We start from the raw sequence: 24,667 nt of genomic DNA, 5'->3' as shown, positions 1-24,667 counted from the left end.
TTCCGGCGTCCGGGCGAGGAAGCCGGCGAAGGGCCCAGAGCGGTTCACGATCTGATTGCACCAGATCGGCCGCTCTAACATATTGATTTACCGCGATTTCCGAGTCGGCAGATGTTTCCATCTGCCTCGAAAGCGCTCTAGGCCTTTTTCGGCACGAACCTCAGCGCCACGCCGTTCATGCAGTAGCGCTTGCCCGTCGGCGGCGGGCCGTCGTCGAAGACATGGCCGAGATGCCCGCCGCAGCGGCTGCAATGGACCGCGGTGCGCGGGACGCCGATCTTATAGTCGGTCTTGGTCCCCACGGCGCGCGGCAGCGGTCGCCAGAAGCTGGGCCAGCCGGTGCCGCTGTCGAACTTGGCGAGCGACGAGAATAGCGGCAGGTCGCAGCCGGCGCACAGGAAGGTGCCGGTGCGGTGCTCCTTGTCGAGCGGGCTGGTGAAGGCGCGCTCGGTCGCCGCCTGGCGGAGAACCGCATAGGCGGCGGGACTCAGACGCGTGCGCCATTCGGCGTCGCTGAGCGTGAAGGCGTAGCTCTGCTTCTGCGCGGAGAAGGCTCGGCCGGCGATGACCGCCGTCACCGCGGTCGCCATGCCCGCGCCCAGCAATGTCCGTCGATCGATCCTCATCCCGCCACTCCTCTCCTGTCGATGTGGTGACGAAGCAGATACGTCGCAACCTTGGACATGGTTACACGACGACCGGCGGCAAAGACGGCGGTTTGGTTTTCCGCTCGTCCGCTCTAGTTTCGGCGCGATGACCGACGACCCCATCTCTCTGCGCGAGGCGATCCGGGCCGAGGCGCTGAAGCTCGGCTTCGCGGTCTGCGGCTTCGCGCGCGCGGACGCGGCGCCCGAAAGCGCCGCGCGGCTCGACGACTGGCTGGAATCGGGCGCGCACGGGTCGATGGACTGGATGGAGGCGCGCAAGGGCGAGCGCGCCCGGCCGCGGGGGCTGTGGCCGGAGGCGTCCAGCCTGATCATGCTGGGCATGAGCTACGCCCCGCGCGAGGATCCGATGCGGCTGGCGGACGAGCCCGGCATCGGCCGGATATCGGTCTATGCCCAGGGCAGCGATTATCATGACGTGGTCAAGAAGGCGCTCAAGCATCTCGCCCGCTGGCTGGTCGAGCGCGCGGGCGGCGAGCTCAAGGTCTTCGTCGACACCGCGCCGGTGATGGAGAAGCCGCTGTCGGCGGCGGCCGGGATCGGCTGGCAGGGCAAGCACAGCAACCTCGTCTCGCGCGAACATGGCAGCTGGCTGTTCCTCGGTGCGATCATGACCAGCCTCGACCTGCCCCCCGACGCGGCGCATGGCGATCGCTGCGGCAGCTGCGACGCCTGCCAGGCGGCCTGTCCGACCGACGCCTTTCCGAGTCCCTATGTCGTCGATGCGCGGCGCTGCATCTCCTATCTCACCATCGAGCATAAGGGACCGATTCCGATCGAGTTCCGCGGTCCGATCGGCAACCGCATCTATGGCTGCGATGACTGCCTGGCGGTCTGCCCCTGGAACAAGTTCGCCCAGGAGGCCGCCGCCAACCGCGCCTTCGCGGCGCGCGCCGAACTCGCCGCGCCCGAGCTGGAGGACCTGCTGGGCCTGGACGACGCCGGCTTCCGCGCGGTGTTCGCGGGATCGCCGATCAAGCGGATCGGGCGCGACCGGATGGTCCGCAATGCGCTGGTCGCGGCCGGCAATAGCGGCCTGCCCCGGCTGCTTCCGCTCGTCGCCGCGCTGCTCGACGATCCCGCGCCGGTGGTGCGCGGGGCGGCGGCCTGGGCGCTCGGGCGGCTCGATCCCGCCGGTTTCGCGGCCGAACGGGCGCTTCGGCGGGCCTGTGAAAAGGATCAGGATGTCGCCGCCGAATGGGACGCGGAGATTGCGGCGGCCTCCGTCCCCCGATAACAGGCGGCCCGGACGGAGTCGTCGGAGGGAAGATCATGGACATCATCGGAGTCGTCGGCGCGGGGCAGATGGGCGCGGGCATCGCGCAGATCGCGGCCCAGGCGGGGCTGAAGGTCCTCCTGTCCGACGTGTCGATCGATGTCGCCGCCAAGGGCAAGGCCGGCATCGTCAGGATGCTCGACAAGGCGGTCGAGCGCGGCAAGCTGGACGCGGCCAAGCGCGATGCCGCCGCCGGGCTGATCGAGCCGGTCGGCGATCTCGAGGCGATGCGCGCCGCCGACCTGATCATCGAGGCCGCGACCGAGCGCGAGACGGTCAAGCGCGCCATCTTCGAGACGATCGGCAAGGTGCTCGCCCCCCACGCGATCCTCGCCACCAATACCTCGTCGATCTCGATCACCCGGCTCGCCCAGGCGTCGACCGATCCCGAACGCTTCATCGGCATGCACTTCTTCAATCCGGTGCCGCTGATGCCGCTGCTCGAGCTGATCAAGGGCCTCGCCACCGGCCCTGCCGCGGTCGCGACCGCCGAGGAATTCGGCCGCCGCACCGGCAAGGCGACGATCGTCGCCGCCGACAGCCCCGGCTTCGTCGTCAACCGCATCCTGCTGCCGCTGCTCAACGAAGCCTGTTTCGCGGCGGGCGAGCGGCTCGCCTCGATCCCCGACATCGACGCGGGCGTGAAGCTGGGCCTCGGGCATCCGATGGGGCCGCTGACCCTGGCCGACATGATCGGCCTCGACACGATCCTCGAGATCCTCAAGATCTTCCAGGAGGATTTCGGCGATCCCAAATATCGCCCGGCGCCGATCCTTGCAAAGCTGGTCGAGGCCGGCTGGCTCGGCCGCAAGACCGGCAAGGGCTTCTACGACTATTCGGGCGAGAAGCCGGTCCCGAGCTTTTGATGGTCCCGAGCTTCTGATGGAGAACGCGCCGATGCCCGACATGGTCGCCTACAAGGTGCTGCTCGCCGACGAGATGGTGCAGCTCGAGACCGACGGCAGTTTCGCCGGCGCGCCGATCGACCTGGCCGACGGCTATATCCACATGTCGACCGCGGCCCAGCTCGGCGAGACGATCGCCCGGCATTTCGCGGGCAAGGACGATCTGTCCGTCGTCGCGGTCGACCTGTCGGTACTCGGCGACGCGCTGCGCTGGGAACCGTCGCGCGGCGGCGAGCTCTTCCCCCATCTCTACGGCGCCCTGACCCTCGACTCGGTGCTCGCTTATGGCCCGCTCGACCATGAGCCCGACGGGTCGATCCGGCTGCCCGTCGCCGGCTGATCCTAACCCGGCGCGGGGATCGGCGGTCTTGCCGACCGCATTTCGCCCCCGGCCGGTTTCCGGCACGATCCGAAGTTTATTCGCGCCGCGCGGCACAAAAGCGCTCGTCCCTCGTTGGATCGATACGCTGGCCGCCGATATTCGCCGAAAACCTGCCATGTGATCGGTATCTTCCGGGCTCCGGCCCGGAAAAACACCGACCGTTCGATCGCCGGCGCTGCGAAGCGCCGGTTCATGGCAATCCGTCGGCCCTCCCGGGAGATTTTCAATGTATCCGACCTCGACCCTTTGCCGCACCCAGGAAGCCCGTCAACGCGCCCTGGCGTCGGACACCCCGCTCGACAACGTCCGGAGGATCGCCGAAGCCGCTGCCAGCGCGTGGGCCAACGAAGCCATGGTGGCCGAGCGCCGCGAGGCACGGCACGCCCGGTCCGGCGAGACCGCCGGTCCCGAGCTGCAGGCCGACCGCGACCGGGACGCCAGCGAGAATCCCGACCGTATCCTGGCAGCCTAGACCGCGTGCAGCGTCTGGTCGTTCGCCACCGGACCTCCTATCGCTACGCCGGACGGGTGACGCTGGGCCAGCATCGGCTGATGCTGAGGCCCCGGCAGAGCCGGGGCGTGGAGTTGCGGTCGTTCGCGCTGAGCATATCGCCCGAGCCCCAGCTGAGCTGGTCCGACGACGTCTATGGCAATGGCATAGTGACGGCGAGCTTCGGCGAGCCTACCGACCATCTCGTCATCCAGAGCGTCGCGACGATCGACCTCGATGCCGAACCATGGCCGGTCTTCCCGATCGATCCTTCGGCGATGGCCTTCCCCTTCCTCTATCCAGACCGCACATGGTCCGAACTGGGGGCGCTGGCGGTTCCGCCGGCCGATCCGGACGGCAGCCTGCACCGATGGGCGCGCGGCTTTGTCGCCGGCGTTCCGACCGACACGCTGGCCCTGCTCAAGGACCTCAACGCCGGCACGGGGGCCGCGATCGCCTATATGTCGCGCGACGAGGAAGGGACGCAGGATCCGTGCTGGACCTTGCGGAACGGCCGCGGATCGTGCCGCGACCTGGCGATGCTGTTCGTCGCGGCGGCACGCAGCCTCGGCTTCGGCGCGAGGGCCGTCTCGGGCTATCTCCACAGCCCGGCGGGCGCGGGGGACGAGGTGCGCGGGGCCGGTTCGACCCATGCCTGGGCCGAGGTCTATGTGCCCGGGTCCGGCTGGATCGCGTTCGACCCGACCAATCGGACCGTGGGCGGCTTCAATCTGGTGCCCGTCGCCGTCGCGAGCGACATTTCGCTGATTCTGCCCGTGACCGGCAGTTTTTCCGGCGACGGTACGGGCGACATGGTCGTCGATGTCGAGGTGTCGACGGCATCGCCCGAGGACGCTTCCTCGGAGGCGTGAGGGCGGGCGGACGACCCCGGCGGGCCGATTCCGGTATCGAAAATCGGCCGTCCATGCTATGAGGGTGCATCACCGATTCCTGAACGAGCGTCGGTGGCTGAGAGACTTAGCGCGCTCCCGCTTGCAATGATGGGAGTCTGTCATGGACCTCAACGATCTCTATCAGCGCCATCAGATTTCCCTGATCAACGCGAAGGCCGCAGCGAACATCGAGGCGCGTGCCGCCCATATGGGGCTGGCTTCGCTTTACGCCGTCCGCATCAACGCGGTGCGGCAGCGGATGCAGAAGACGAAATCCCCGGCCTTCCTTCTTTGACGCCCGGCCTTTCTTCTTCGACGGACAATGCCCGCTTCCGGCCCACGGAATGGCCCGGCAAAGGCGGATCATGACGACCTCCGACGTCGTTCTCCACCTCGCCGACGCGGTCTGGGTGCGCGACGGGGACGGGATTTCCATTCCGGCCCACGGACCCGCGGGTAGCCTGTCGATCTTCGTCACGCGCGCTGCGCTGGCGGCGGTGGTCGGGAAGGACCGCAGCGAGATATCGGCCGAGACCGCCCGGTCGATCCTCGAGGATCACCAGGCCGCCATCGGCCGGGTCGCGCAGCGGCAACATGCGCGGGCTCCCCGGTCGGCGACCCTCAACATCGACTATGCCGAAATCGAGGACCGGTCATGAACGGCGAAACCTGGGACGAGCCCGTGCGGCTGGTGAAGCTGCCCGCGCATGGGCGCAGCCGCTCGGGGCCACGCGCCTCCGACGAGATCATGAAGGGCACGCTTGCCGAGGTGACGCGGCATGTCGCGGCCCAGGACACGGAAGAATTGTGGCGCTTCACGATCATCACCGACGCCGAGCGCTATATTCGCGCCGCCGACCTGCGCGCGCTGATCCGGCGCGACGATATACCCGACTGACAGCGCGTCAGCGGTCCGGCTCCCCTCCGAGCTGGTCCCCTTCGATGCGGCCGATCACCCAACCCATCGGCAGACCGACGCACAGCAAATGCGAGAAGAGCGCATTGCCGACGTCCCAGGCGCCCGTGCGCGGGAACAGCCCGGGCCAGCGCAGCGGCAGCACGATCCAGTACATCAGCAGATAGAGGCCGAGGCCGTAGACCGTGCCCCACAGCAGCGGCCTGCGGCGGACGAAGGGCAGCAGCGAGGCAGCGGCGACGAACAGCGTCACCATCACTGTCATCAGCGCATAATGGACGATCAGCCCCGCGAGCGCCACGGGGGCGCTCGTCCCCCGGAGCATCGGATCGCCGAACGGCCCCGCGGCGACGCCCTGCAGCACGCGGAGCGGGCCGACGCCCTTGACCGCGCTGAAGGCGAAGGCGCTGAGCAGGTCGAGCGAGCCCGACAGCGCGGTGGCTGTGACGATGGCGCGGGTGACGGGTCGCATGTCCCTGAACCTCTCCCCTTCTGACGGCCCAGCCTACACCCGCCGCCCTGGGGCGCGGCAAGAATTTTCGCGGTGGGATTGTCCGGGCGGGAAATTCTCAGCGCAGCCGGTACGGCACCACGTCGCGCCGGTCGGCGTCTACCTCGATCGGCCGTCCGGCGGGCGGGAAGGCGCGCTGATCGCAATGCTCGCGCGGGCAGAGGCGGCACGAGATGCCGATCGGGGTGACCGCGCCGCGATGCTCGATGTCGAGCGCGTCGGCGTAGATGAAGTCGCGGGCATGCTCGACCTCGCAGCCGAGGGCGACCGCGAAGCGGCGCGGCGCGCGGGTGAAGCTGCCCGACGGCTTGACCAGCCCCTTGGCCATCGACACGTAGCGCACCCCGTCCGGCATCTCGGCGAGCTGGACGAGGATGCGGTCGGGGATCGCCACCGCCTCATGGACGATCCACAGCGGGCAGGCGCCGCCGAAGCGCGCGAATTGCAGCCGGGTCGCCGAATGGCGCTTGGTGATGTTGCCCGCCATGTCGACCCGGCAGAAGAAGAAGGGGATGCCGCGCTCGGCGGGCCGCTGCAGGGTGGACAGGCGGTGGCAAGCCTGTTCGAAGCTGACCCCGAACCGCTGGCACAGCCGGTCGATGTCGTGGCGCAGCCCGCGCGCGGTGTCGCGGAAGCGGCGATAGGGCATCAGCAGCGCGCCGGCCGCATAGTTGGCGAGGCCGACCGAGAGCAGCGGCCAGGCCTCGGCCGCGCGGAAGCGCGCCTCGGTCGCGACCGAAGCGATCTCTCGGCGCAGGTCCAGCTGGACGAGCTGGTGCGCCATCATGAAGCGCCGCGTCTCGGGCGGCTGCGCCGACCCGATCGTGAGCAGCCCGCGCGCCGGGTCGAAGCGCCGCAGCATCCCCCCGCCGTCATCGGCGGCGGTCAGCGTATCGACCCCGTGGCGCTGCTTGAGCGCGTGGGCGATCAGCGCCTCGGGCAGCGGCTCGGCGTCGAGATCCTCGGCCAGCGCCTCGGCGGCGCGGTCGATGACGTCGACATAATTGCCCTCCTCGTGAAACCAGTCGCGCACCTCCTCCCAGGGCAGCCGGTCGTCGCCGGGCACCCCGCTGGCGATCCGGTCGTCGACCAGCTGGAGCCGTTCCTCGGCACGGCGCCATGCGTCGTGGAGGCGGACGAACTGGTCGGCGAAGAAAGGCTGCTGCTCGACCATGCGATGAAGCAGCTGCGGCCCGATCTCGGCGGTGGCGAACAGCGGATCGGCGAAGGCCTCTCGCAGCGTCGCCAGTCGCCGCTCGGCATCGCCCACGGTGTCGCGGTTCCAGTCGATCGGGAAGGCCTTGGCGAAGGCTTCCCCCACCGTCGGGGTGATCGGCCGGTCGTCATTCTCGAGCTGCGACAGATAGGAGACCGACAGCCCGACCCGCGCCGCCATCGCCGCCTGGCCGAGTCCGACCCGCTGGCGGAGTGCGCGCAGCTCATGCCCTGCGAAGAGGCGGGTTCCGGTCCGTCGTGCCATTGCCTGTCCTTCCACCGTCATCATTGCCGTCATACCAGCGCAGGCTGGCATCTCGTGAGATGAAGACAGCACCTCATCTCCTGAGACCCCCATCTCCTGAGATCCCAGCCTTCGCTGGGGTGACGGAAAAGGCGCAGCCGCCATTTTGCAAATAGTGACTTCGCAAGTCCGCAAGTTCACATTTGCCTTATCCGGCAAAGCTTGAAAAGGGGGCCCGACTACGAATCCGAAGGAGTGTGTGTCCGGATGCTGGCGATCCTGCAGAAGCTCGAGGAGAAGCGCGCCGCAGCGCGGCTTGGCGGCGGTGAGAAGCGCATCGAGGCGCAGCACCGGAAGGGCAAGCTCACCGCGCGCGAGCGCGTCGAAGTTCTGCTCGACGCCGACTCGTTCGAGGAACTCGACATGTATGTCGAGCATAATTGCACCGACTTCGGCATGGAGGCCGAGCATATCCCGGGCGACGGCGTCGTCACCGGATCGGGCACGATCAACGGCCGGCTCGTCTTCGTGTTCAGCCAGGACTTCACCGTCTATGGCGGCGCGCTCAGCGAGCGTCACGCCCAGAAGATCTGCAAGATCATGGACATGGCGATGAAGGTCGGCGCGCCGGTGATCGGCCTGAACGATTCGGGCGGCGCCCGCATCCAGGAAGGCGTGGCGTCGCTGGGCGGCTATGCCGAGGTGTTCCAGCGCAACATCCTCGCCTCGGGCGTTGTGCCGCAGATCAGCGTGATCATGGGTCCCTGCGCGGGCGGCGCGGTCTATTCGCCGGCGATGACCGACTTCATCTTCATGGTGAAGGATTCGAGCTTCATGTTCGTCACCGGCCCCGACGTGGTGAAGACCGTCACCAACGAGGTCGTCACCCAGGAGGAACTGGGCGGCGCGGTCACCCACACCACCAAGACCTCGGTCGCCGACAACGCGTTCGAGAACGACATCGAAGCGCTGCTGAGCGTTCGCGAGTTCGTCGACTTCCTGCCGCTGTCGAACCGGCACGAGCTGCCGACCCGGCCGACCGACGACCCCTGGGACCGGGTCGAGCCGAGCCTCGACACGCTGATCCCCGACAGCGCGACCAAGCCGTACGACATCAAGGAACTGATCGCCAAGGTCGTCGACGAGGGCGACTTCTTCGAGGTCCAGCCGACCCATGCCGCCAATATCGTGATCGGCTTCGGCCGGATCGAGGGCCGCCCGGTCGGCATCGTCGCCAACCAGCCGATGGTGCTGGCGGGCTGCCTCGACATCAATTCGTCGAAGAAGGCGGCGCGCTTCGTCCGCTTCTGCGACGCGTTCGACATTCCGATCGTGACCTTCGTCGACGTGCCCGGCTTCCTGCCCGGCACCGCGCAGGAGCATAACGGCATCATCAAGCACGGCGCCAAGCTGCTGTTCGCCTATGGCGAGGCGACCGTCCCGAAGATCACCGTGATCACCCGCAAGGCCTATGGCGGCGCCTATGACGTGATGGCGTCGAAGCATCTGCGCGGCGACCTCAACTATGCCTGGCCGACCGCCGAGATCGCGGTGATGGGCGCCAAGGGCGCGGTCGAGATCATCTTCCGCAAGGACATCGGCGACAAGGACAAGATCGCCGCGCGCACCAAGGAATATGAGGACCGCTTCGCCAACCCGTTCGTGGCGGCGTCGAAGGGCTTCATCGACGAGGTGATCATGCCCCATTCGACCCGCCGGCGGATCGCCCTGGGTCTCCGCAAGCTCAGGAACAAGAGCCTCGAGAACCCCTGGAAGAAGCACGACAACATTCCCTTGTAAGGGATGTCGGCAAGAGGGTTCGGGTAAAGCATCCTCCCGGCAGCGGGATATGGAGTGACGGGAATGGAAGACATCTACATCGTTGGCGCCGCGCGGACCGCGATCGCCGATTTCGGCGGCGCGCTGAAGGACAAGTCGCCGGCCGATCTCGGCGTGATCGTCGCGAAGGCCGCGCTCGAGCGCGCCGGGCTCGAAGCCGCCGACGTCCAGAACGTCGTGATGGGCCAGGTGATGCCGACCGAGCCGCGCGACGCCTATCTGGCGCGCATGGTCGGCGTAAACGCAGGCGTGCCGATCGAGGCCCCGGCGCTGACCCTCAACCGCCTGTGCGGCTCGGGCGTCGAGGCGATCGTCACCGGTGCCAAGGCGATGATGCTGGGCGAGGCCGACATCGTGCTGGCCGGCGGTGCCGAGGTGATGAGCCGCGTTCCCCATGTCGTGAAGGGCGCGCGCTGGGGCACCAAGATGGGCAATGTCGAGATGACCGACGGCCTGATCGAGGCGCTGAGCGATCCGTTCGACGGGGTCCATATGGGCATCACCGCAGAGAATGTCGCCGAGCGCTACCAGATCACCCGCGAGGCGCAGGATGCTCTGGCGCTGCAGGGCCACCAGCGCGCCGCCCGCGCGATCGCCGAGGGCCGCTTCAAGGCGCAGATCGTCCCGGTCGAGGTGAAGACCCGCAAGGGCGTGGTCGCGTTCGACACCGACGAGCATGTCCGCGCCGACGTCTCGGCCGAGGAGCTGGCCAAGCTGCGCCCGGTGTTCAAGAAGGACGGCAGCGTCACTGCCGCCAATGCCAGCGGCATCAACGACGCCGCGGCGATGGTCGTGTTGGCGACGAAGACCGCGGTCGACGCGAAGGGGCTGAAGCCGCTCGCCAGGATCCTGGGCTGGGGCCATGCCGGGGTCGAGCCGCTCTACATGGGGATCGGCCCGGTCAAGGCGGTGCCGATCGCGCTCCGGCGCGCCGGCCTGACCCTCGACGACATCGACGTGATCGAGGCCAACGAGGCGTTCGCGGCGCAGGCCTGCGCGGTGGCGCAGGAGCTGGGCTTCAACCCCGAGAAGGTCAACCCCAACGGCTCGGGCGTCGCGCTCGGCCATCCGGTCGGCGCGACCGGCACGATCCTGACCGTCAAGACGATCTACGAGCTGGAGCGCATCGACGGCCGCTACGGCCTGATCACGATGTGCATCGGCGGTGGCCAGGGCATCGCCATGGTGGTGGAGCGTTGCGCATGAAGCTCGGCCGCCTCAACCATGTCGGCATCGCAACCCCGTCGATCGAGAAGAGCATCGCCTTCTACCGCGACGTGATGGGTGCCGAGGTGATCCGCGCGCCGTTCGACCTGCCCGCGCAGGGCGTGAAGGTCTGCTTCGTCGACACCCCCAACAGCCAGATCGAGCTGATCGAGCCGCTGGGCGAGGCCTCGCCGATCCACGGCTTCATCGCCAAGAACCCGCAGGGCGGCCAGCATCATATCTGCTATGAGGTTCCCGACATCCACGCCGCCAAGGCCTGGTTCGAGGACAAGGGCGCCCGCGTCCTGGGCGAGCCCCGCATCGGCGCGCACGGCACGCCGATCTTCTTCGTCCACCCCAGGGACATGGGCGGGGTGCTGACCGAGATCATGGAAACGCCCGGCGGTCCGAACGACCCCGGCGGCGCTCACTGAGGAACGAGGCGATGAGCGACGAGAAGCCCGATCTGGCCCGGTGGGAAGCCGCGGCGGCCAAGGAGGTCAAGGGCAAGGACCTGACCTGGAACACCCCCGAGGGTATCGCGGTCAAGCCGCTCTACACCGCCGGGGACGTGGCCGGCATCGATCCGGGCCTGCCCGGTTTCGCGCCGTTCACGCGCGGGGTGCGCGCCTCCATGTATGCCGGCCGTCCCTGGACGATCCGCCAATATGCCGGTTTCTCGACCGCCGAGGAATCGAACGCCTTCTACCATCGCAACCTGAAGGCCGGGCAGAAGGGCCTGTCGGTCGCCTTCGATCTCGCCACCCATCGCGGCTATGACAGCGACCATGTCCGCGTGACCGGCGACGTCGGCAAGGCCGGCGTGGCAATCGACACGATCGACGACATGAAGATCCTGTTCGACGGCATCCCGCTCGACAAGATGTCGGTCAGCATGACGATGAACGGCGCGGTGATCCCGATCCTCGCCTTCTTCATCGTCGCGGGCGAGGAGCAGGGCGTGCCGCGCGCGCAGCTCGACGGGACCATCCAGAACGACATCCTCAAGGAGTTCATGGTCCGCAACACCTATATCTACCCGCCCGAGCCGAGCATGCGGATCATCTCGGACATCTTCGGCTACACCTCGCGCGAGATGCCGAAGTTCAACTCGATCTCGATCTCCGGCTATCACATGCAGGAAGCCGGAGCGACGCAGGTCCAGGAGCTGGCCTTCACCATCGCCGACGGCATGGAATATGTGAAATATGGCGTGGCCTCGGGCCTCGACATCGACAAATTCGCCGGGCGCCTGTCCTTCTTCTTCGCGATCGGCATGAACTTCTTCATGGAAATCGCCAAGCTGCGCGCCGCGCGCGTGCTGTGGCACCGGGTGATGACCCGGCTCGGCGCGCAGGACGAGCGCTCGAAGATGCTGCGCACCCATTGCCAGACCTCGGGCGTCTCGCTGACCGAGCAGGATCCATACAACAACGTCATGCGCACCACGATCGAGGCGATGGCGGCGATGCTGGGCGGCACCCAGTCGCTCCACACCAACGCGCTCGACGAGGCGATCGCGCTGCCGACCGACTTCTCGGCCCGGATCGCGCGCAACACCCAGATCGTCATCCAGGAAGAGACCGGGATGACCAAGGTCGTCGATCCGCTCGGCGGCTCCTATTATGTCGAGAGCCTGACCCAGGAGCTGGTCGACCGCGCCTGGGAGATCATCGAGAAGGTCGAGGCCGAGGGCGGCATGGCGAAGGCCGTCGCCGCCGGCTGGCCCAAGGCGATGATCGAGGAGGCGTCGGCCGCCAAGGCCGCCCGGATCGACCGGGTCGAGGAGGCCATCGTCGGCGTCAACAAGTACAAGCTGGCGCAGGAAGATCCGATCGACATCCTCGACGTCGACAATGTCGCGGTGCGCGAGGCGCAGATCCGCCGCATCCAGGCGGTCAAGGCCGGTCGCGATGAAGCGGCGTGCCAGGCCGCGCTCGCCGCGCTGACCGAAGGCGCGCGCGGCACGGAGAATCTGCTCGGCCTCGCCGTCGAATGCGCCCGCGCCCGCGCGACGCTGGGCGAGATATCGGCGGCGATGGAAGAGGTGTTCGGCCGCTTCGGCACCAATCCGACCCCGGTCAAGGGTATCTATGGCGGCGCCTATGGCGACGACCGCCGCTGGGCCGGGCTGGTCGACGGCGTCGACGCGATCACCCAGCGCAAAGGCCGCAAGCCCCGCATGCTGGTCGCCAAGATGGGCCAGGACGGCCATGACCGCGGCGCCAACCTCGTCTCCTCGGCGTTCGGCGACCTGGGCTTCGAGGTGGTCGCGGGCCCGCTGTTCCAGACGCCGAAGGAGGCCGCCGAGCTCGCGCTCAAGGCCGATGTCGACGTGGTCGGCGCCTCGAGCCTCGCCGCCGGCCACAAGACGCTGATCCCCGAACTGATCCGGCATCTCAAGGATGCCGGGCGCGGCGACATCAAGGTGATCGCCGGCGGCGTCATCCCCGCCCAGGATTACCAGTATCTCCGCGACGCCGGGGTGCAGGGGATTTTCGGTCCCGGCACCAATCTGGTGCACGCCGCCACCGAAGTGCTACGGCTGTTGGGTCACAACCAACCGCCCGAAGGCTTCGAGGAGGCCGCTGAATGAACGCCCACGCCAACCCCCGCCCTGCCGTCCGCTCCGACTGGACGCGCGAGGAGATCGCGACCCTGTTCGACCTGCCGTTCAACGACCTGCTGTGGCAGGCGCAGGCCGCCCATCGCGCCCATCATGAGGCGAACGCCGTCCAGCTGTCGACCCTGCTGTCGATCAAGACCGGCGGCTGTCCCGAGGACTGCGGCTATTGCAACCAGTCGGTCCACGCCGAGACCGGGCTCAAGGCCACCAAGCTGATGGACGTGCGCGCGGTGCTGCAGGCCGCCGCGCAGGCCAAGGACAGCGGCTCGACCCGTTTCTGCATGGGCGCCGCCTGGCGCAACCCCAAGGATCGCGACATGCCCGCCATCGTCGAGATGGTGCAGGGCGTCCGCCAGATGGGCATGGAAACCTGCATGACCCTCGGCATGCTGACCGAGCCGCAGGCCAGGATGCTCGCCGACGCCGGGCTCGATTATTACAACCACAATATCGACACCTCGCCCGAGCGCTATGACCAGGTGATCACCACGCGCAGCTTCGAGGACCGGATCGAGACGCTCGAGCATGTCCGAGAGGCCGGCATCAACGTCTGCTGCGGCGGCATCGTCGGAATGGGCGAGACCCGCGCCGACCGGGTCGGATTCATCCATGCGCTGGCGACTCTGCCGGTCCATCCGGAGAGCGTTCCGGTCAACGCGCTGGTCCCGGTCAAGGGCACGGTGCTGGGCGACATGCTGGCCGACACGCCGCTCGCCATGATCGACGAGATCGAGTTCGTCCGCACCGTCGCGGTCGCGCGCATCGCCATGCCCGGCTCGATGGTCCGCCTCTCGGCGGGCCGCGAGAGCATGTCCGACGCCGCGCAGGCGCTGTGCTTCATGGCGGGCGCCAACTCGATCTTCACCGGCGACAAGCTGCTGACCACCGACAATGCCGGCGACGACAAGGATGCCGCGCTGTTCGCCAGGCTCGGCGTCTCGCCGATGGCGGTCGAATGCAAGGTCGAGCTGGCGGCGGAGTAATCTTTTCTCTTCGTCATCCCGGACGCGTTTCGGGATCCACCAGGCCACGGTCGCCGGAGCCGGTCGTGGGGTGGATCCCGCAACAGTTCAGCATGACGGTTCGGAATAAAAAGGACGACGATGTTCAAGAAGATCCTGATCGCCAACCGCGGTGAAATCGCCTGCCGCGTGATCAAGACCGCCCGTCGCATGGGCATCCAGACGGTCGCCGTCTATTCCGACGCCGACGCGCGCGCGCCGCATGTCGAGATGGCCGACGAGGCGGTCCATATCGGCGCCTCGCCCGCATCCGAGAGCTACCTGATCGCCGACCGGATCATCCAGGCGTGCAAGGACACCGGCGCCGAGGCGGTCCACCCCGGCTACGGCTTCCTGTCCGAGCGGACCAGCTTCGCCCAGGCGCTCGAAGACGCCGGCATCGCCTTCATCGGCCCGCCGATCGGCGCGATCGCGGCGATGGGCGACAAGATCGAATCGAAGAAGCTCGCCAAGGCGGCCGGCGTCAACGTCGTCCCCGGCTATGTCGGTGAGATCGACTCGACCGAGCACGCGGTCGAGATCGCCAACGGCATCGGCTATCCGGTGATGATGAAGGCCTCGGCCGGCGGCGGCGGCAAGGGCATGCGCCTCGCCTATAACGAGAAGGACGTCCGCGAGAATTTCGAGAGCGTGAAGCGCGAGGGGCTCGCCAGCTTCGGCGACGACCGCGTCTTCATCGAGAAGTTCATCGAGAGCCCGCGCCACATCGAGATCCAGGTGCTCGGCGACAAGCATGGCACCATCCTCTACCTGAACGAGCGCGAATGCTCGATCCAGCGTCGCCACCAGAAGGTGGTCGAGGAGGCGCCGTCGCCCTTCGTCTCCCCCGAGATGCGCAAGGCGATGGGCGAGCAGGCCGTCGCGCTGGCCCGTGCCGTCGGCTATTACAGCGCGGGCACGGTCGAGCTGATCGTGTCGGGCGCCGACACGACCGGCCAGGGCTTCTACTTCCTCGAGATGAATACCCGTCTCCAGGTCGAGCATCCGGTCACCGAATGCATCACCGGCCTCGACCTCGTCGAGCAGATGATCCGCGTCGCCTATGGCGAGAAGCTGGCCTTCGGGCAGGCCGACGTGAAGATCAACGGCTGGGCGGTCGAGAACCGCGTCTATGCCGAGGATCCCTATCGCGGCTTCCTGCCGTCGACCGGCCGACTCGTCCGCTACCGGCCGCCGGCCGAGGTCGAGCATGTCCGGGTCGACGACGGCGTCTATGAGGGCTCCGAGATCTCGATGTTCTACGACCCGATGATCGCCAAGCTGATCACCTGGGGCGAGACCCGCGAGGCGGCGATCGACCGGCAGGTCACCGCGCTCGACCGCTTCGAGATCGACGGCATCGGCCACAACATCGATTTCCTCTCGACCCTGATGCAGCATCCGCGCTTCCGCTCGGGCGAGATCACCACGGGCTTTATCGCCGAGGAATTCCCCGAGGGCTTCACCGGCGCCGCCGCCGACGCGGCGCTGAGCCTGCACCTCGCCGCGATCGCGGGGGTGCTCGCCAGCATCGACGCCGCCCGCGCCGCGCAGATCGACGGCCGACTCAACGGCCCGGCCGATCCTTCGACCAGCTGGGTCGTCACCCTCGACGGCGCCGAGCGCCAGGTCGAGATCCTCGGCGACGCGGTCATGGTCGACGGGACGCCGGTGGTGGTCGACGCGCCCTATGTCCCGGGGCAGAAGCTGGTCGAGGCGCTGGTCGACGGCGAGCCGCTGTCGCTGCGGGTCGACCGCAAGCGCACCGGCTGGCGCTTCACCGCGCGCGGCGCGAGCCACGACCTGCGCGTGCTGACCCCGCGCGTCGCGGCGCTGTCGCACCACATGATCGAGAAGATCCCGCCGGACATGTCGCGCTTCCTGCTCTGCCCGATGCCCGGGCTGGTGACCGCGATCCATGTCGGCGAGGGCGCCAAGGTCGAGGCCGGCCAGCCGCTCGCGGTGGTCGAGGCGATGAAGATGGAGAATATCCTGCGCGCCGAGAAGGCCGGCACGGTCAAGACCGTCGCCGCCAAGCCCGGCGACAGCCTCGCCGTCGACGCGGTGATCCTCGAGTTCGAATAAGCCGTCCGGAACGGCGGTCGCCGGCTTGGAGCGGTTTCGAGGCAGGTGGGACCATCCGCCGGCTCGAAAATCGCGACAAGACAACGGTCTAGCGGGGCGGCCCCGTCCAGGCGTCGATCGCTGCCCAGCCATGGGCACCGATCCGCATCGCCGCCCTGCCCCGCAGCCGGTCTATTCCGCCGAGCGCGATCACCGGCAGACGCGTCGCCCGTGCCAGCGCGGCGAAGCGCATCCGGCCGAGCGCCGGGGCGCCGGGGTGCGAGCGGGTGGGGTGGAGCGGCGACAGGAAGATCGCGGCCGCGCCCGATCGTTCGGCCGCGCGGATCTCGGCCAGGCCGTGCGCGGCGGCGGTGCCGTGGCGGGGCGGGCCTGGGCGACGATGATGCGCCCCGTCGGCCCCCCACCGCCGCGCCTTCACCTCCTTGCCGGCCAGCAGCAGCAGCAATCCGCGCGTCCGGGCGATCCGGCGAACCCGGTCGAACAGGCGGCGGCGCGCCTTTCCCGGCAGGTTCTTGTGCCGGAAGACAATCCCCGATCCCGGCGGCAGGCGCTGCAGCGCCGCCCACAGTGCCTCGCCCTGCCGTTCGTCGGTCATCATCCATAGCGACGGAAGCTCGGGCTGGCGGGGCTGCATCCTGCCTCCTATAGCGAAGCGCATGTCCGATATCGACACCGTCTCCGCCGCGGGCGCCGCCCGCCGTCTTGCCGCCATCCGCGCCCGTATCGACCATGCCGCCGCGCTCGCCGACCGCGATCCGTCGGGCATCGAGCTGATCGCCGTCGCCAAGACCAGGCCCGCCGAGGAGATCGCCCCGCTGATCGCCGCCGGTCATGCGAGCTTCGGCGAGAACAAGGTGCAGGAGGCCGAGGCGAAATGGCCGGCCCTGCGTGCGGGGCAGGCGCTCCGCCTGCATCTCGTCGGTCAGCTCCAGTCGAACAAGGCCAAGGAAGCCGTCGCGCTGTTCGACGCGATCCATTCGGTGGACCGCCCCTCGCTGATCGAGGCGCTGGCCAGGGCGATGGACGGTGCCGGCAAGCGCCCCGACTGCTTCGTCCAGGTCAATATCGGTGCCGAGGAGCAGAAGGGCGGCTGCGCGATCGACGACCTGCCGGCGATCCTGACGAGGGCGCGCGACGCGGCGCTGCCGGTCGTCGGGCTGATGGCGGTGCCCCCCGCCGATGTCGAGCCCGCGCCCTATTTCGCCCTGCTCGCCAAGCTGGCGAAGCGCCACGGCCTTTCGGGGCTCAGCATGGGCATGTCGTCGGACTTCGAGACCGCGGTGACGATCGGCGCGACCCATGTCCGGATCGGCACCGCGCTGTTCGGCGTGCGGCCGAAAGGGCCTGCCCCGTCCTTCCAGGGGCGCGGCGGGGGATGGGGCTCTCCCACCCCCTGACCGCTAGCCGCGGAACCAGCGCGCCGCCGCGAAATAGACCGTCACCCCGGCGCCGACCAGCAGGCTGAACCCCGTCACCGCCCAGAAGGACAGCGGGTGGTGGGCATAGGGGATGCCGTCGACGTTCATTCCGAACAGCCCGGTGACGAAGGTCAGCGGCAGGAAGATCATCGCCACGATCGCGATCGCCAGCGAGCGACGGTCGATCTTCTCGGCGCGCAGGTCGGTGATCTGCTCGTGGAGCAGCGCCGATCGCTCGCGCACCGCCTCCAGCTCCTCGGCCATGCGCGCGAAGCGGTCGGCCGCCTCGCGCAGGTGGATGCGGTCGTCATCCTCGATCCAGTCGAGCTCGAGCAGCGCCATCGCCTCGAGCGCCTGGCGCTGCGGCACGATGAAGCGGCGATAGCTGATCGCGGTCGATCGCGCCTTGGCGATGTGGCGGCGCAGATGGAAGGTCTCGGCCGACAGCGCCAGCTCGCAATCGTCGACCTGGTCGCCCAGGTCGGCGACCACCGGATCGAGGTGCTGGGCGATCTGCACCGCCAGCGCCGCGATCAGGTCGCCGGGGTCGAGGAACTCGCCCTTGTCCATCCGCGCGCGCAGCTCCTCCAGCCCCGCCATCCGGCGGTAGCTGACCGAGACCAGCCGCCCGCGCTCGGCCCAGATCCGGATCGACACCAGCTCGTCGCCGTCGCCAAGCTCGTCGCTATGGCGGGGGCCGCGCAGGTTGATGATCACGCCGTCATGGAGCGGCTGGCAGCGCGGCCGCGTCTCGGCGGTGGTCAGGTTGAAACGCGCCGTCGGCGGCAGGCCGTGCGCCTCGTCCTCGAGCCAGCGCATCTCCTGCTCGTCGCGCCCGTCGAGATGAATCCAGCGGAAATGCCCCGCGCCCTCTTCCCCGATGGTCCAGCCTGGCGTCATGCGAATCCCAGATCGATCGAAAGCCCCCGGCCCGGTGAAGCGGGCGGCGCGGCGCAAGGTTCCCGCGCGGCGTCGGCGCGGGCGCGGGCGAGGATCGCCGGCGGCACGTCGGGCCGGTGGTAGAGGCGGTCGGCCCGGCCCAGCAGCCGCGCCTCGCCCAGGGTCAGCGCGTCGGGATCGGCCGATCGCAGCCGGATCGCGACGAGCCGGTCGGGCGCTTCGCCGCCGCCCGCGAGCCAGTCGTCGATCGCATGGGGGATCGCGTCGGGGGTCACGGCTGGGCCGACGTCGGCGAGCGGATCGAGGGGGCCGCCCTCGGCGAGCCCGGCATCGATCGCCCGGCGGCGGTCCTCGGCCAATGGCCAGCGCGCACGGATCGCGGCCCGCGCGGCGAACAGCCCGTCGGCCAGTCCCCCCAGCCCGGTGGGGAGCAGCGCCTCCAGCCTCTGCCGCAAGGCGGCGGCGAGGCCCGCCGAGCGTCCCCCGGTACCGATCGCGATCAGCACGGGATCGCGGTCGACGATCGCGGGCATGGTGAAGTCGCACAGCGCGGGCCGGTCGGCGACGTTGACGATCAGGCCGCGCGCCTTGAGCCGCACCGCCGCCGCCTCGGCGGCCGCGTCGTCGGTGCAGGCGATGAAGGCGAAGCGCGCTTCGCCGTCATCCTCGCCGACCGGCCGTCCGCCCGCGCGCTCGATCAGCCGCCGCTTCGCCGCCGCCGCCTCGCCGTCGCCGAACAGGATGACCGGGCGGCCGCGAAGATCGACGAAGATCGGCAGGCTGTGCATCGCATGCCTTGTCGCGCGGGTGCCGGCTTTTGCCAAGCGGCTTCGCGTGGCAGGACGAAGCGGCGAATCAAAAGGAATGCCCATGACGAACAAGCGCAAGCTCGGCCGTTTCTCGATCAATCCCATCGGCCTCGGCTGCATGAGCCTGAGCCAGGCCTATGGCCCGCAGCCCAACGAGGCGGCATCCGAACGGCTGTTGCACCGCGCGCTCGATCTCGGTTGCGACTTCCTCGACACCGCCGCCCTCTATGGCGAGGGGCACAACGAGACGCTGGTCGGCCGCACCCTCAAGGCGCGGCGCCGGGAATTCACCCTCGCGTCGAAATGCGGCTTCCGGGTCACGCCCGAAAATCCGCGCCTGCTCGACGGCTCGCCCGCCGCGATCGCCGAGACGCTCGACAACAGCCTCCGCCGGCTCGGGCTCGACCATATCGACCTCTATTATCTCCATCGCCCCGATCCGAAGACCCCGATCGAGGAGTCGGTCGGCGCGCTCGCCCGCGCCGTCTGGGCGGGCAAGATCGGCGCGATCGGCCTGTCCGAGGTGTCGGCCCCCCAGCTCCGCCGCGCGCATGCCGCCCATCCGATCGCCGCGCTGCAGACCGAATATTCGCTGTGGACACGCAATCCCGAGATCGCGGTGCTCGACGCGTGCCGCGACCTGGGGGTGACCTTCGTCGCCTTCTCGCCGGTGGCGCGCGGCTTCCTGGCGGGCGCCTTCGCCCGGCCCAGGGCGCTGGGCCGCGACGATATCCGCTTCGCCATGCCGCGCTTCCAGGGCGACGACTTTGTGCGGAACCAGGCGCTCTACGATCCCTACAAAGCGATCGCCGACGCGGTTGGCTGTACCCCGGCGCAGCTCGCGCTCGCCTGGCTGCTCCACCGCGATCCGGGGCTGGTGACGATCCCGGGGACGCACGACATCGCCCATCTCGAGGAGAATATGGGCGCGAACGACGTGCGGCTCTCGGCCGCGCAGATGGCGGCGCTCGACGCGCTCGTGAACCAGGCGACGGTGGCGGGCAGCCGCTACAATCCGGCGCAGCAGGCGACGGTGACGACCGAGGAGTTCGCGTGAGATCGCAAGCGGGTGTGCGTCGTCATCTTCCCCCACGTCATCCCGGCGAAAGCCGGGATCTCACTTCATCTTCGCCTTTTCCGGAGCGCGGAAGGGCAGGGAGATCCCGGCTTTCGCCGGGATGACGACGAAGAGGGCGGACGCGGGCCAGTACGCAAAGATCCCGCGAAAGCTGAAATCTCGGAAGGCTCTCGCCGCACGCTGATCGCCCGACCTCCCGAGACCCCAGCCTTCGCTGGGGTGACGGAAAGTGGCAGTGGTGCCTAAACCAGCGTCCGGATGAAGGCCCGCACCGAATCGGCGATCTCGGGCCGTTCGAGCGCCAGCGCGATGTTCGCCTGGATGAAGCCGGCATTGTCGCCGCAGTCGTGGCGCTCGCCATCGAAGGTCAGCGCATGGAAGGGCTGGTCGCCGATCAGCTTGGCCATCGCGTCGGTCAGCTGGATCTCGCCGCCCGCGCCGCGCTCGCCCTTGTCGAGCAGGGCGAAGATCTCGGGCTGGAGGATGTAGCGGCCGACGAGGGCGAGGCGCGAGGGCGCGGTGCCCGCCGCGGGTTTCTCGACCATCTTTCGCACTTCGGTCACGGCACCCTCGGCGGCGCCGGGATCGACGATGCCATATTTGTGGGTCTGGTTCTCGGGCACCTCGAGCACGGCGACGACGTTGCCGCCCTTCACGGCATAGGTGTCGATCATCTGCTTGAGGCAGGGCGATGCCGGATTCCACAGCAGCTCGTCGGGCAGCAGCACCGCGAAGGGCTCGTCGCCGACCAGGTCGCGGGCGCAGGCGACGGCATGGCCGAGGCCCAGCATCTGCTGCTGCCGGACGAAGGCGGCCTTGCCGGGGGAGAGGCGGGTCGCCTCCAGCTTGTCGAGGAAGCTCGTCTTGTTCTTGGCGGCGAGATCGCTCTCGATCTCATAGGCGGAGTCGAAATAGTCCTCGATCGCATATTTGTTGCGCCCGGTGACGAAGATCATCTGCTCGATCCCGGCCGCGCGCGCCTCGTCGACGGCATATTGGATCAGCGGCCGGTCGACGACGGGCAGCATCTCCTTGGGGACGGCCTTGGTGGCGGGAAGGAATCGGGTGCCGAAACCGGCGACGGGAAAAATGGCCTTGCGAACTGGCTTCATGCGAGGTTCCTTATGACCATGTTCAAACCCACGGCGGAAGCTTGTCCGCCGCGATCAATGCTTCGATCGGCTGCCTCTCCCGCACGACCGCCCATTTTTCTCCGCTCACCAGCACTTCGGGCGTCAACGCGCGCGAATTATAGGTATTGGCCATCGTCGCCCCATAGGCCCCCGCCGTCATGAAGGTGACGAGGTCGCCGGGACCGACGGCATCCATGGCCCGCTTCTTGGCGAAACTATCGCCGCTTTCACAGATGGGGCCGACGATGTTGGCCGTCATTACGCCACCGTTCGGCGTAACGCCGCGGATATCGTGCCAGGCGTCGTAGAGGCTGGGCCGCATCAGGTCGTTCATCGCCGCGTCGACGATGACGAACGGATCGGTCACGCCGGGCTTGACCCGGATCACCCGCGACAGCAGCACCCCGGCATTGCCGACGATCACCCGGCCGGGCTCGAAGACGAGCCGCACGTTCCAGCCGGTCGTCACCTCGCGCACCATCGCGCCATAGGCTTCGGGCAGCGGCGGCACGGGCTTGGCGGGGTCATAGGGCACGCCGAGACCGCCGCCCAGGTCGGCGGTGACGATCGCATGCCCGGCCGCCCGCAGCTCGGCGATCAGCGTGCCGATCTTCGCGAAGGCGGCGCGCGACGGGCCGAGGTCGGTGAGCTGGCTGCCGATGTGGACGGCAACGCCGCGCACGTCGAGGCCGGGCAGCGCGGCGGCGCGGGCGTAGGCGGCGGGGGCGCGGTCATAGGCGACGCCGAATTTGTCCTCCGACCCGCCGGTCGAGATCTTGGCATGCGTGCCCGCGACCACATTGGGATTGATGCGGAAGGCGACGGGGGCTCTGGTGCCCATCGCCATGGCGACCTCGGACAGCATCTCGGCTTCGGGCTCCGATTCGATGTTGAACTGGTAGATGCCCTGTTCGAGCCCGAGGCGCATTTCCTCTTCGGTCTTACCCACACCGGAAAAGACGATCTTGTCGGCGGGGATCCCCGCCGCCCGCGCGCGCAACAGCTCGCCGCCCGAGACGACGTCGGCACCGAACCCGGCCTTGGCCAGGGTCGCCAGGACGGCGCGGTTGGGATTGGCCTTGACCGCGAAGGCGACGAGCGGGCCTTCCAGGCCCGATTCGACTTCGGCGACCGCGGCCTTGAACACCTCGGCGTGGCGCTCGATCGTCGCGGTCGAGTAGACATAGACCGGCGTCCCGACCGCCGCGGCGATCGCGGGCAGGGAAACGTCCTCGGCGTGGAGCACGCCGTCCTTCAGGTTGAAATGGTCCATGTCGTTCCCTGTTGGCCGACGAATCTTGCCGGCCGATGTCTTTCGTTCGGTTTCGTCTTGCTACGCGGCACCCCGGCGAAGGCCGGGTTTCGCGAGATGAAGCGCCCCGCACCTCAACCGAGACCCCAGCCTTCGCTGGGATGACGGAGAAAGGAAGGGGCCGTGCGATGTCCTCAGCCCGGCGGCGGCAGGTTGAAGCGGTCGTCGGGCCGTTCCTCGGAGCGGCGCAGCACGTCGTCGCTGCGGCCGGGGCGGGTCTCGACCGGCGGGGTCAGCAGCGCCGGGACGTCGGGCTGGGTCGCGGCGGTCGCCGGCTTGGGCGGCAGGCTGTGCCCTTCGACCGGGCGCAGCGCGTCACGCTTGCCGCAGGCGGCGAGCGCGAGCAGCGCGGTCGCGGCGAGGAGGGTGCGGATCTTCATGCTTCGATCCCCAATGCGGTCCTGGCCTCGGCAATGCGGGCGCGGACCTGGTCGGGGGCGGTGCCGCCATGGCTGGCGCGGCTGGCGACCGAGGCGTCGACCGACAGCGCCTCGTAGACGCGGTCGTCGATCCGCCCGTCGATCGCCTGCAGCGCCTCGAGCGGCAGCTTGTCGAGCGCCAGCCCCTCGCGCTCGGCCAGCTTCACCGCGGTGCCGGTGATGTGGTGCGCCTCGCGGAACGGGATGTCGGCGACCCGGACCAGCCAGTCGGCGAGATCGGTCGCGGTCGAATAGCCCTGCTCGGCGGCCTGGCGCAGGCGCGGGACGACGAAGGTGCAGGTTTCGACCATCCCGGTCATCGCCGCGATCGACAGCGCCAGCAGGTCGTGCGCCTCGAACACCGGCGGCTTGTCGTCCTGCATGTCCTTCGAATAGGCGAGCGGCAGGCCCTTCATCGTCATCACCAGCGCGGTCATGCAGCCGGCGATGCGGCCCGAATGGCCGCGCACCAGCTCGGCCGCGTCGGGGTTGCGCTTCTGCGGCATGATCGACGAGCCGGTCGAATAGCTGTCAGGCAGCTTGACGAAGCCGTAGGGCTGGCTCGCCCAGATGATGAACTCCTCGGCCAGCCGCGACAGGTGCAGGCTGAGCTGGGTGGCGGCCATCAGATAGTCGAGCGCGAAGTCGCGATCGCTGACCGAATCGAGCGAATTGGCGGTAGGCCCGTCGAAGCCGAGCGCCTGCGCCGTCATGTCCCGGTCGATCGGGAAGCCGGTGCCCGCGAGCGCCGCCGCACCGAGCGGGCAGCGGTTGAGCCGGGCGCGGGCATCGGCGAAGCGGCTGCGGTCGCGCGCGATCATCTCATGATAGGCCATCAGGTGATGGCCGAGCGTCACCGGCTGGGCGACCTGGAGGTGGGTGAAGCCGGGCATCACGCTCGCGGCATGCTCCCCGGCGCGGGTGACCAGCGCCACCTGCAGCGCGACGAGTCCCGCCTCGACCGAGTCGATCGCATCGCGAACCCACAGCCTGAAGTCGGTCGCGACCTGGTCGTTGCGCGAGCGGGCGGTGTGAAGCCGGCCGGCGGGAGCGCCGATCAGCTCGGCGAGCCGTCCCTCGGTCGCCATGTGGATGTCCTCGACCGCAAGATCGACCGGCACGCCTTTCTCGGCATATTCGGCCGCGACCGCATCGAGACCCTCGGAAATCCGGGCCGCATCGGCCTCGGTGACGATCTTCTGCCGGGCCAGCATGGCGACATGTGCCTTCGATCCGGCGATGTCCTGTTGCCAAAGTCGCTTGTCGAATGGGATCGACGCGTTAATTTCGCGCATCACCGCGGCGGGCCCTTCAGCGAAGCGCCCTCCCCACATCTTGTTGGAG

The 24,667-nt window shown here is 68.7% G+C and carries 26 protein-coding genes; 16 read left to right on the top strand and 10 right to left on the bottom strand.

The genetic code is table 11. The features are described from left to right. Positions 1-137 precede the first annotated feature (137 nt). Complete coding sequence (msrB, locus tag ASE22_RS16835) at positions 138-626, bottom strand: peptide-methionine (R)-S-oxide reductase MsrB (protein WP_056362151.1); 489 nt, start codon at positions 624-626, stop codon at positions 138-140. Positions 627-753: 127 nt separating this feature from the next. Here msrB and queG point away from each other — a divergent pair, with 127 nt between their 5' ends. From queG to ASE22_RS16800, 8 genes are all read left to right on the top strand, one after another. Continuing rightward, positions 754-1,902: a tRNA epoxyqueuosine(34) reductase QueG gene (gene queG / locus ASE22_RS16830; protein WP_056362149.1), complete on the top strand. Its 1,149-nt coding sequence runs from the start codon at positions 754-756 to the stop codon at positions 1,900-1,902. A gap of 35 nt (positions 1,903-1,937) precedes the next feature. Further along, on the top strand, positions 1,938-2,807 hold the full coding sequence (locus tag ASE22_RS16825) for a 3-hydroxyacyl-CoA dehydrogenase family protein (RefSeq protein WP_056362146.1): 870 nt from the start codon (positions 1,938-1,940) through the stop codon (positions 2,805-2,807). 31 nt (positions 2,808-2,838) lie between these two features. Continuing rightward, positions 2,839-3,186, top strand: a complete 348-nt coding sequence (locus ASE22_RS16820) for a DUF952 domain-containing protein (protein WP_082545370.1) — start codon at positions 2,839-2,841, stop codon at positions 3,184-3,186. 268 nt (positions 3,187-3,454) lie between these two features. Beyond that, positions 3,455-3,700 carry a hypothetical protein gene (locus ASE22_RS27685; RefSeq protein ID WP_056362140.1) on the top strand — a complete coding sequence of 82 codons (246 nt, stop codon included), beginning with the start codon at positions 3,455-3,457 and terminating at the stop codon, positions 3,698-3,700. A 5-nt stretch (positions 3,701-3,705) separates the two neighbouring features. Then, complete coding sequence (locus ASE22_RS16810; RefSeq protein WP_056362137.1) at positions 3,706-4,590, top strand: transglutaminase family protein; 885 nt, start codon at positions 3,706-3,708, stop codon at positions 4,588-4,590. A 142-nt stretch (positions 4,591-4,732) separates the two neighbouring features. Next, on the top strand, positions 4,733-4,906 hold the full coding sequence (locus ASE22_RS27340) for a hypothetical protein (protein ID WP_200933105.1): 174 nt from the start codon (positions 4,733-4,735) through the stop codon (positions 4,904-4,906). A gap of 70 nt (positions 4,907-4,976) precedes the next feature. Next, complete coding sequence (locus tag ASE22_RS16805) at positions 4,977-5,270, top strand: hypothetical protein (protein ID WP_056601613.1); 294 nt, start codon at positions 4,977-4,979, stop codon at positions 5,268-5,270. Then, on the top strand, positions 5,267-5,509 hold the full coding sequence (locus ASE22_RS16800; protein WP_056362132.1) for a hypothetical protein: 243 nt from the start codon (positions 5,267-5,269) through the stop codon (positions 5,507-5,509). The genes ASE22_RS16805 and ASE22_RS16800 overlap by 4 nt, the downstream gene beginning before the upstream one ends. Before the next feature lie 7 nt (positions 5,510-5,516). Here ASE22_RS16800 and ASE22_RS16795 read toward each other — a convergent pair whose 3' ends face one another. Both ASE22_RS16795 and ASE22_RS16790 read right to left on the bottom strand, forming a co-directional pair. After that, positions 5,517-5,999 (bottom strand): hypothetical protein, encoded by a 483-nt coding sequence (locus ASE22_RS16795; protein ID WP_056362129.1) that lies wholly within the window; start codon positions 5,997-5,999, stop codon positions 5,517-5,519. Between the two features lie 97 nt (positions 6,000-6,096). After that, positions 6,097-7,518: a helix-turn-helix domain-containing protein gene (locus ASE22_RS16790; protein WP_056362561.1), complete on the bottom strand. Its 1,422-nt coding sequence runs from the start codon at positions 7,516-7,518 to the stop codon at positions 6,097-6,099. A 246-nt stretch (positions 7,519-7,764) separates the two neighbouring features. On the opposite strand from ASE22_RS16790, the gene ASE22_RS16785 reads away from it, so the two are divergent. From ASE22_RS16785 to ASE22_RS16760, 6 genes are all read left to right on the top strand, one after another. Further along, entirely contained in the window at positions 7,765-9,297 is a 1,533-nt protein-coding gene (locus ASE22_RS16785) for an acyl-CoA carboxylase subunit beta (RefSeq protein ID WP_056362125.1), read from the top strand. 63 nt (positions 9,298-9,360) lie between these two features. Continuing rightward, positions 9,361-10,542: a beta-ketothiolase BktB gene (gene bktB / locus ASE22_RS16780; protein ID WP_056362123.1), complete on the top strand. Its 1,182-nt coding sequence runs from the start codon at positions 9,361-9,363 to the stop codon at positions 10,540-10,542. Then, positions 10,539-10,976, top strand: a complete 438-nt coding sequence (gene mce, locus ASE22_RS16775) for a methylmalonyl-CoA epimerase (protein WP_056362120.1) — start codon at positions 10,539-10,541, stop codon at positions 10,974-10,976. Before bktB ends, mce begins: the two co-directional genes overlap by 4 nt. A gap of 11 nt (positions 10,977-10,987) precedes the next feature. Continuing rightward, positions 10,988-13,138: a methylmalonyl-CoA mutase gene (scpA, locus tag ASE22_RS16770; RefSeq protein ID WP_056362116.1), complete on the top strand. Its 2,151-nt coding sequence runs from the start codon at positions 10,988-10,990 to the stop codon at positions 13,136-13,138. Beyond that, the gene (gene bioB / locus ASE22_RS16765) at positions 13,135-14,151 is read left to right on the top strand and encodes a biotin synthase BioB (protein ID WP_056362113.1); all 1,017 of its coding nucleotides are present in this window, start codon (positions 13,135-13,137) and stop codon (positions 14,149-14,151) included. Before scpA ends, bioB begins: the two co-directional genes overlap by 4 nt. Positions 14,152-14,271: 120 nt before the next feature. Continuing rightward, a complete protein-coding gene (locus ASE22_RS16760; protein ID WP_056362110.1) occupies positions 14,272-16,254 on the top strand; it encodes an acetyl-CoA carboxylase biotin carboxylase subunit in 1,983 nt (660 codons plus the stop codon). A gap of 88 nt (positions 16,255-16,342) precedes the next feature. Here the strand turns inward: ASE22_RS16760 and ASE22_RS16755 are convergent, their stop codons facing one another. Continuing rightward, positions 16,343-16,888 (bottom strand): thiamine phosphate synthase, encoded by a 546-nt coding sequence (locus ASE22_RS16755; protein WP_056362108.1) that lies wholly within the window; start codon positions 16,886-16,888, stop codon positions 16,343-16,345. 22 nt (positions 16,889-16,910) lie between these two features. Here ASE22_RS16755 and ASE22_RS16750 point away from each other — a divergent pair, with 22 nt between their 5' ends. Next, entirely contained in the window at positions 16,911-17,651 is a 741-nt protein-coding gene (locus ASE22_RS16750; RefSeq protein ID WP_056362106.1) for a YggS family pyridoxal phosphate-dependent enzyme, read from the top strand. 3 nt (positions 17,652-17,654) lie between these two features. Here the strand turns inward: ASE22_RS16750 and ASE22_RS16745 are convergent, their stop codons facing one another. Together ASE22_RS16745 and ASE22_RS16740 are read right to left on the bottom strand one after the other, a co-directional pair. Continuing rightward, entirely contained in the window at positions 17,655-18,572 is a 918-nt protein-coding gene (locus tag ASE22_RS16745) for a zinc transporter ZntB (protein WP_056362105.1), read from the bottom strand. Then, positions 18,569-19,360 (bottom strand): precorrin-2 dehydrogenase/sirohydrochlorin ferrochelatase family protein, encoded by a 792-nt coding sequence (locus ASE22_RS16740; RefSeq protein WP_056362101.1) that lies wholly within the window; start codon positions 19,358-19,360, stop codon positions 18,569-18,571. The genes ASE22_RS16745 and ASE22_RS16740 overlap by 4 nt, the downstream gene beginning before the upstream one ends. A gap of 76 nt (positions 19,361-19,436) precedes the next feature. Between ASE22_RS16740 and ASE22_RS16735 the strand changes: the two genes are divergently transcribed. Next, positions 19,437-20,438 (top strand): aldo/keto reductase, encoded by a 1,002-nt coding sequence (locus tag ASE22_RS16735; RefSeq protein WP_414886672.1) that lies wholly within the window; start codon positions 19,437-19,439, stop codon positions 20,436-20,438. Between the two features lie 263 nt (positions 20,439-20,701). On the opposite strand, the gene galU is transcribed toward ASE22_RS16735, so the two are convergent. From galU to argH, 4 genes are all read right to left on the bottom strand, one after another. After that, positions 20,702-21,571, bottom strand: a complete 870-nt coding sequence (galU, locus tag ASE22_RS16730) for a UTP--glucose-1-phosphate uridylyltransferase GalU (RefSeq protein ID WP_056362098.1) — start codon at positions 21,569-21,571, stop codon at positions 20,702-20,704. A gap of 22 nt (positions 21,572-21,593) precedes the next feature. Then, positions 21,594-22,865, bottom strand: a complete 1,272-nt coding sequence (gene lysA, locus ASE22_RS16725; protein WP_056362095.1) for a diaminopimelate decarboxylase — start codon at positions 22,863-22,865, stop codon at positions 21,594-21,596. Between the two features lie 173 nt (positions 22,866-23,038). After that, the gene (locus tag ASE22_RS16720) at positions 23,039-23,284 is read right to left on the bottom strand and encodes a hypothetical protein (RefSeq protein ID WP_056362092.1); all 246 of its coding nucleotides are present in this window, start codon (positions 23,282-23,284) and stop codon (positions 23,039-23,041) included. Beyond that, a complete protein-coding gene (gene argH / locus ASE22_RS16715) occupies positions 23,281-24,657 on the bottom strand; it encodes an argininosuccinate lyase (RefSeq protein ID WP_056362090.1) in 1,377 nt (458 codons plus the stop codon). The genes ASE22_RS16720 and argH overlap by 4 nt, the downstream gene beginning before the upstream one ends. Positions 24,658-24,667: the final 10 nt, after the last annotated feature.

Source organism: Sphingomonas sp. Root720 (genome assembly GCF_001428605.1).
GTDB lineage: Bacteria > Pseudomonadota > Alphaproteobacteria > Sphingomonadales > Sphingomonadaceae > Rhizorhabdus.
The sequence above is the reverse complement of the archived record's forward strand: the minus strand, read 5'-3'. Positions and strand labels throughout refer to the sequence as shown.

Excerpts from the sequence above, each read along its gene's own strand:
- lysA (WP_056362095.1), bottom strand. The coding sequence starts at position 22,865 with ATGGACCATTTCAACCTGAAGGACGGCGTGCTCCACGCCGAGGACGTT.
- ASE22_RS16745 (WP_056362105.1), bottom strand. The coding sequence starts at position 18,572 with ATGACGCCAGGCTGGACCATCGGGGAAGAGGGCGCGGGGCATTTCCGC.
- ASE22_RS16790 (WP_056362561.1), bottom strand. The coding sequence starts at position 7,518 with ATGGCACGACGGACCGGAACCCGCCTCTTCGCAGGGCATGAGCTGCGC.
- ASE22_RS16820 (WP_082545370.1), top strand. The coding sequence starts at position 2,839 with ATGCCCGACATGGTCGCCTACAAGGTGCTGCTCGCCGACGAGATGGTG.
- argH (WP_056362090.1), bottom strand. The coding sequence starts at position 24,657 with ATGTGGGGAGGGCGCTTCGCTGAAGGGCCCGCCGCGGTGATGCGCGAA.
- ASE22_RS16720 (WP_056362092.1), bottom strand. The coding sequence starts at position 23,284 with ATGAAGATCCGCACCCTCCTCGCCGCGACCGCGCTGCTCGCGCTCGCC.
- ASE22_RS27340 (WP_200933105.1), top strand. The coding sequence starts at position 4,733 with ATGGACCTCAACGATCTCTATCAGCGCCATCAGATTTCCCTGATCAAC.
- queG (WP_056362149.1), top strand. The coding sequence starts at position 754 with ATGACCGACGACCCCATCTCTCTGCGCGAGGCGATCCGGGCCGAGGCG.
- galU (WP_056362098.1), bottom strand. The coding sequence starts at position 21,571 with ATGAAGCCAGTTCGCAAGGCCATTTTTCCCGTCGCCGGTTTCGGCACC.
- ASE22_RS16760 (WP_056362110.1), top strand. The coding sequence starts at position 14,272 with ATGTTCAAGAAGATCCTGATCGCCAACCGCGGTGAAATCGCCTGCCGC.
- ASE22_RS16735 (WP_414886672.1), top strand. The coding sequence starts at position 19,437 with ATGCCCATGACGAACAAGCGCAAGCTCGGCCGTTTCTCGATCAATCCC.
- ASE22_RS16740 (WP_056362101.1), bottom strand. The coding sequence starts at position 19,360 with ATGCACAGCCTGCCGATCTTCGTCGATCTTCGCGGCCGCCCGGTCATC.
- ASE22_RS16750 (WP_056362106.1), top strand. The coding sequence starts at position 16,911 with ATGTCCGATATCGACACCGTCTCCGCCGCGGGCGCCGCCCGCCGTCTT.
- mce (WP_056362120.1), top strand. The coding sequence starts at position 10,539 with ATGAAGCTCGGCCGCCTCAACCATGTCGGCATCGCAACCCCGTCGATC.
- bktB (WP_056362123.1), top strand. The coding sequence starts at position 9,361 with ATGGAAGACATCTACATCGTTGGCGCCGCGCGGACCGCGATCGCCGAT.
- ASE22_RS27685 (WP_056362140.1), top strand. The coding sequence starts at position 3,455 with ATGTATCCGACCTCGACCCTTTGCCGCACCCAGGAAGCCCGTCAACGC.
- msrB (WP_056362151.1), bottom strand. The coding sequence starts at position 626 with ATGAGGATCGATCGACGGACATTGCTGGGCGCGGGCATGGCGACCGCG.
- ASE22_RS16795 (WP_056362129.1), bottom strand. The coding sequence starts at position 5,999 with ATGCGACCCGTCACCCGCGCCATCGTCACAGCCACCGCGCTGTCGGGC.
- scpA (WP_056362116.1), top strand. The coding sequence starts at position 10,988 with ATGAGCGACGAGAAGCCCGATCTGGCCCGGTGGGAAGCCGCGGCGGCC.
- ASE22_RS16800 (WP_056362132.1), top strand. The coding sequence starts at position 5,267 with ATGAACGGCGAAACCTGGGACGAGCCCGTGCGGCTGGTGAAGCTGCCC.
- ASE22_RS16805 (WP_056601613.1), top strand. The coding sequence starts at position 4,977 with ATGACGACCTCCGACGTCGTTCTCCACCTCGCCGACGCGGTCTGGGTG.
- ASE22_RS16755 (WP_056362108.1), bottom strand. The coding sequence starts at position 16,888 with ATGCAGCCCCGCCAGCCCGAGCTTCCGTCGCTATGGATGATGACCGAC.
- bioB (WP_056362113.1), top strand. The coding sequence starts at position 13,135 with ATGAACGCCCACGCCAACCCCCGCCCTGCCGTCCGCTCCGACTGGACG.
- ASE22_RS16825 (WP_056362146.1), top strand. The coding sequence starts at position 1,938 with ATGGACATCATCGGAGTCGTCGGCGCGGGGCAGATGGGCGCGGGCATC.
- ASE22_RS16785 (WP_056362125.1), top strand. The coding sequence starts at position 7,765 with ATGCTGGCGATCCTGCAGAAGCTCGAGGAGAAGCGCGCCGCAGCGCGG.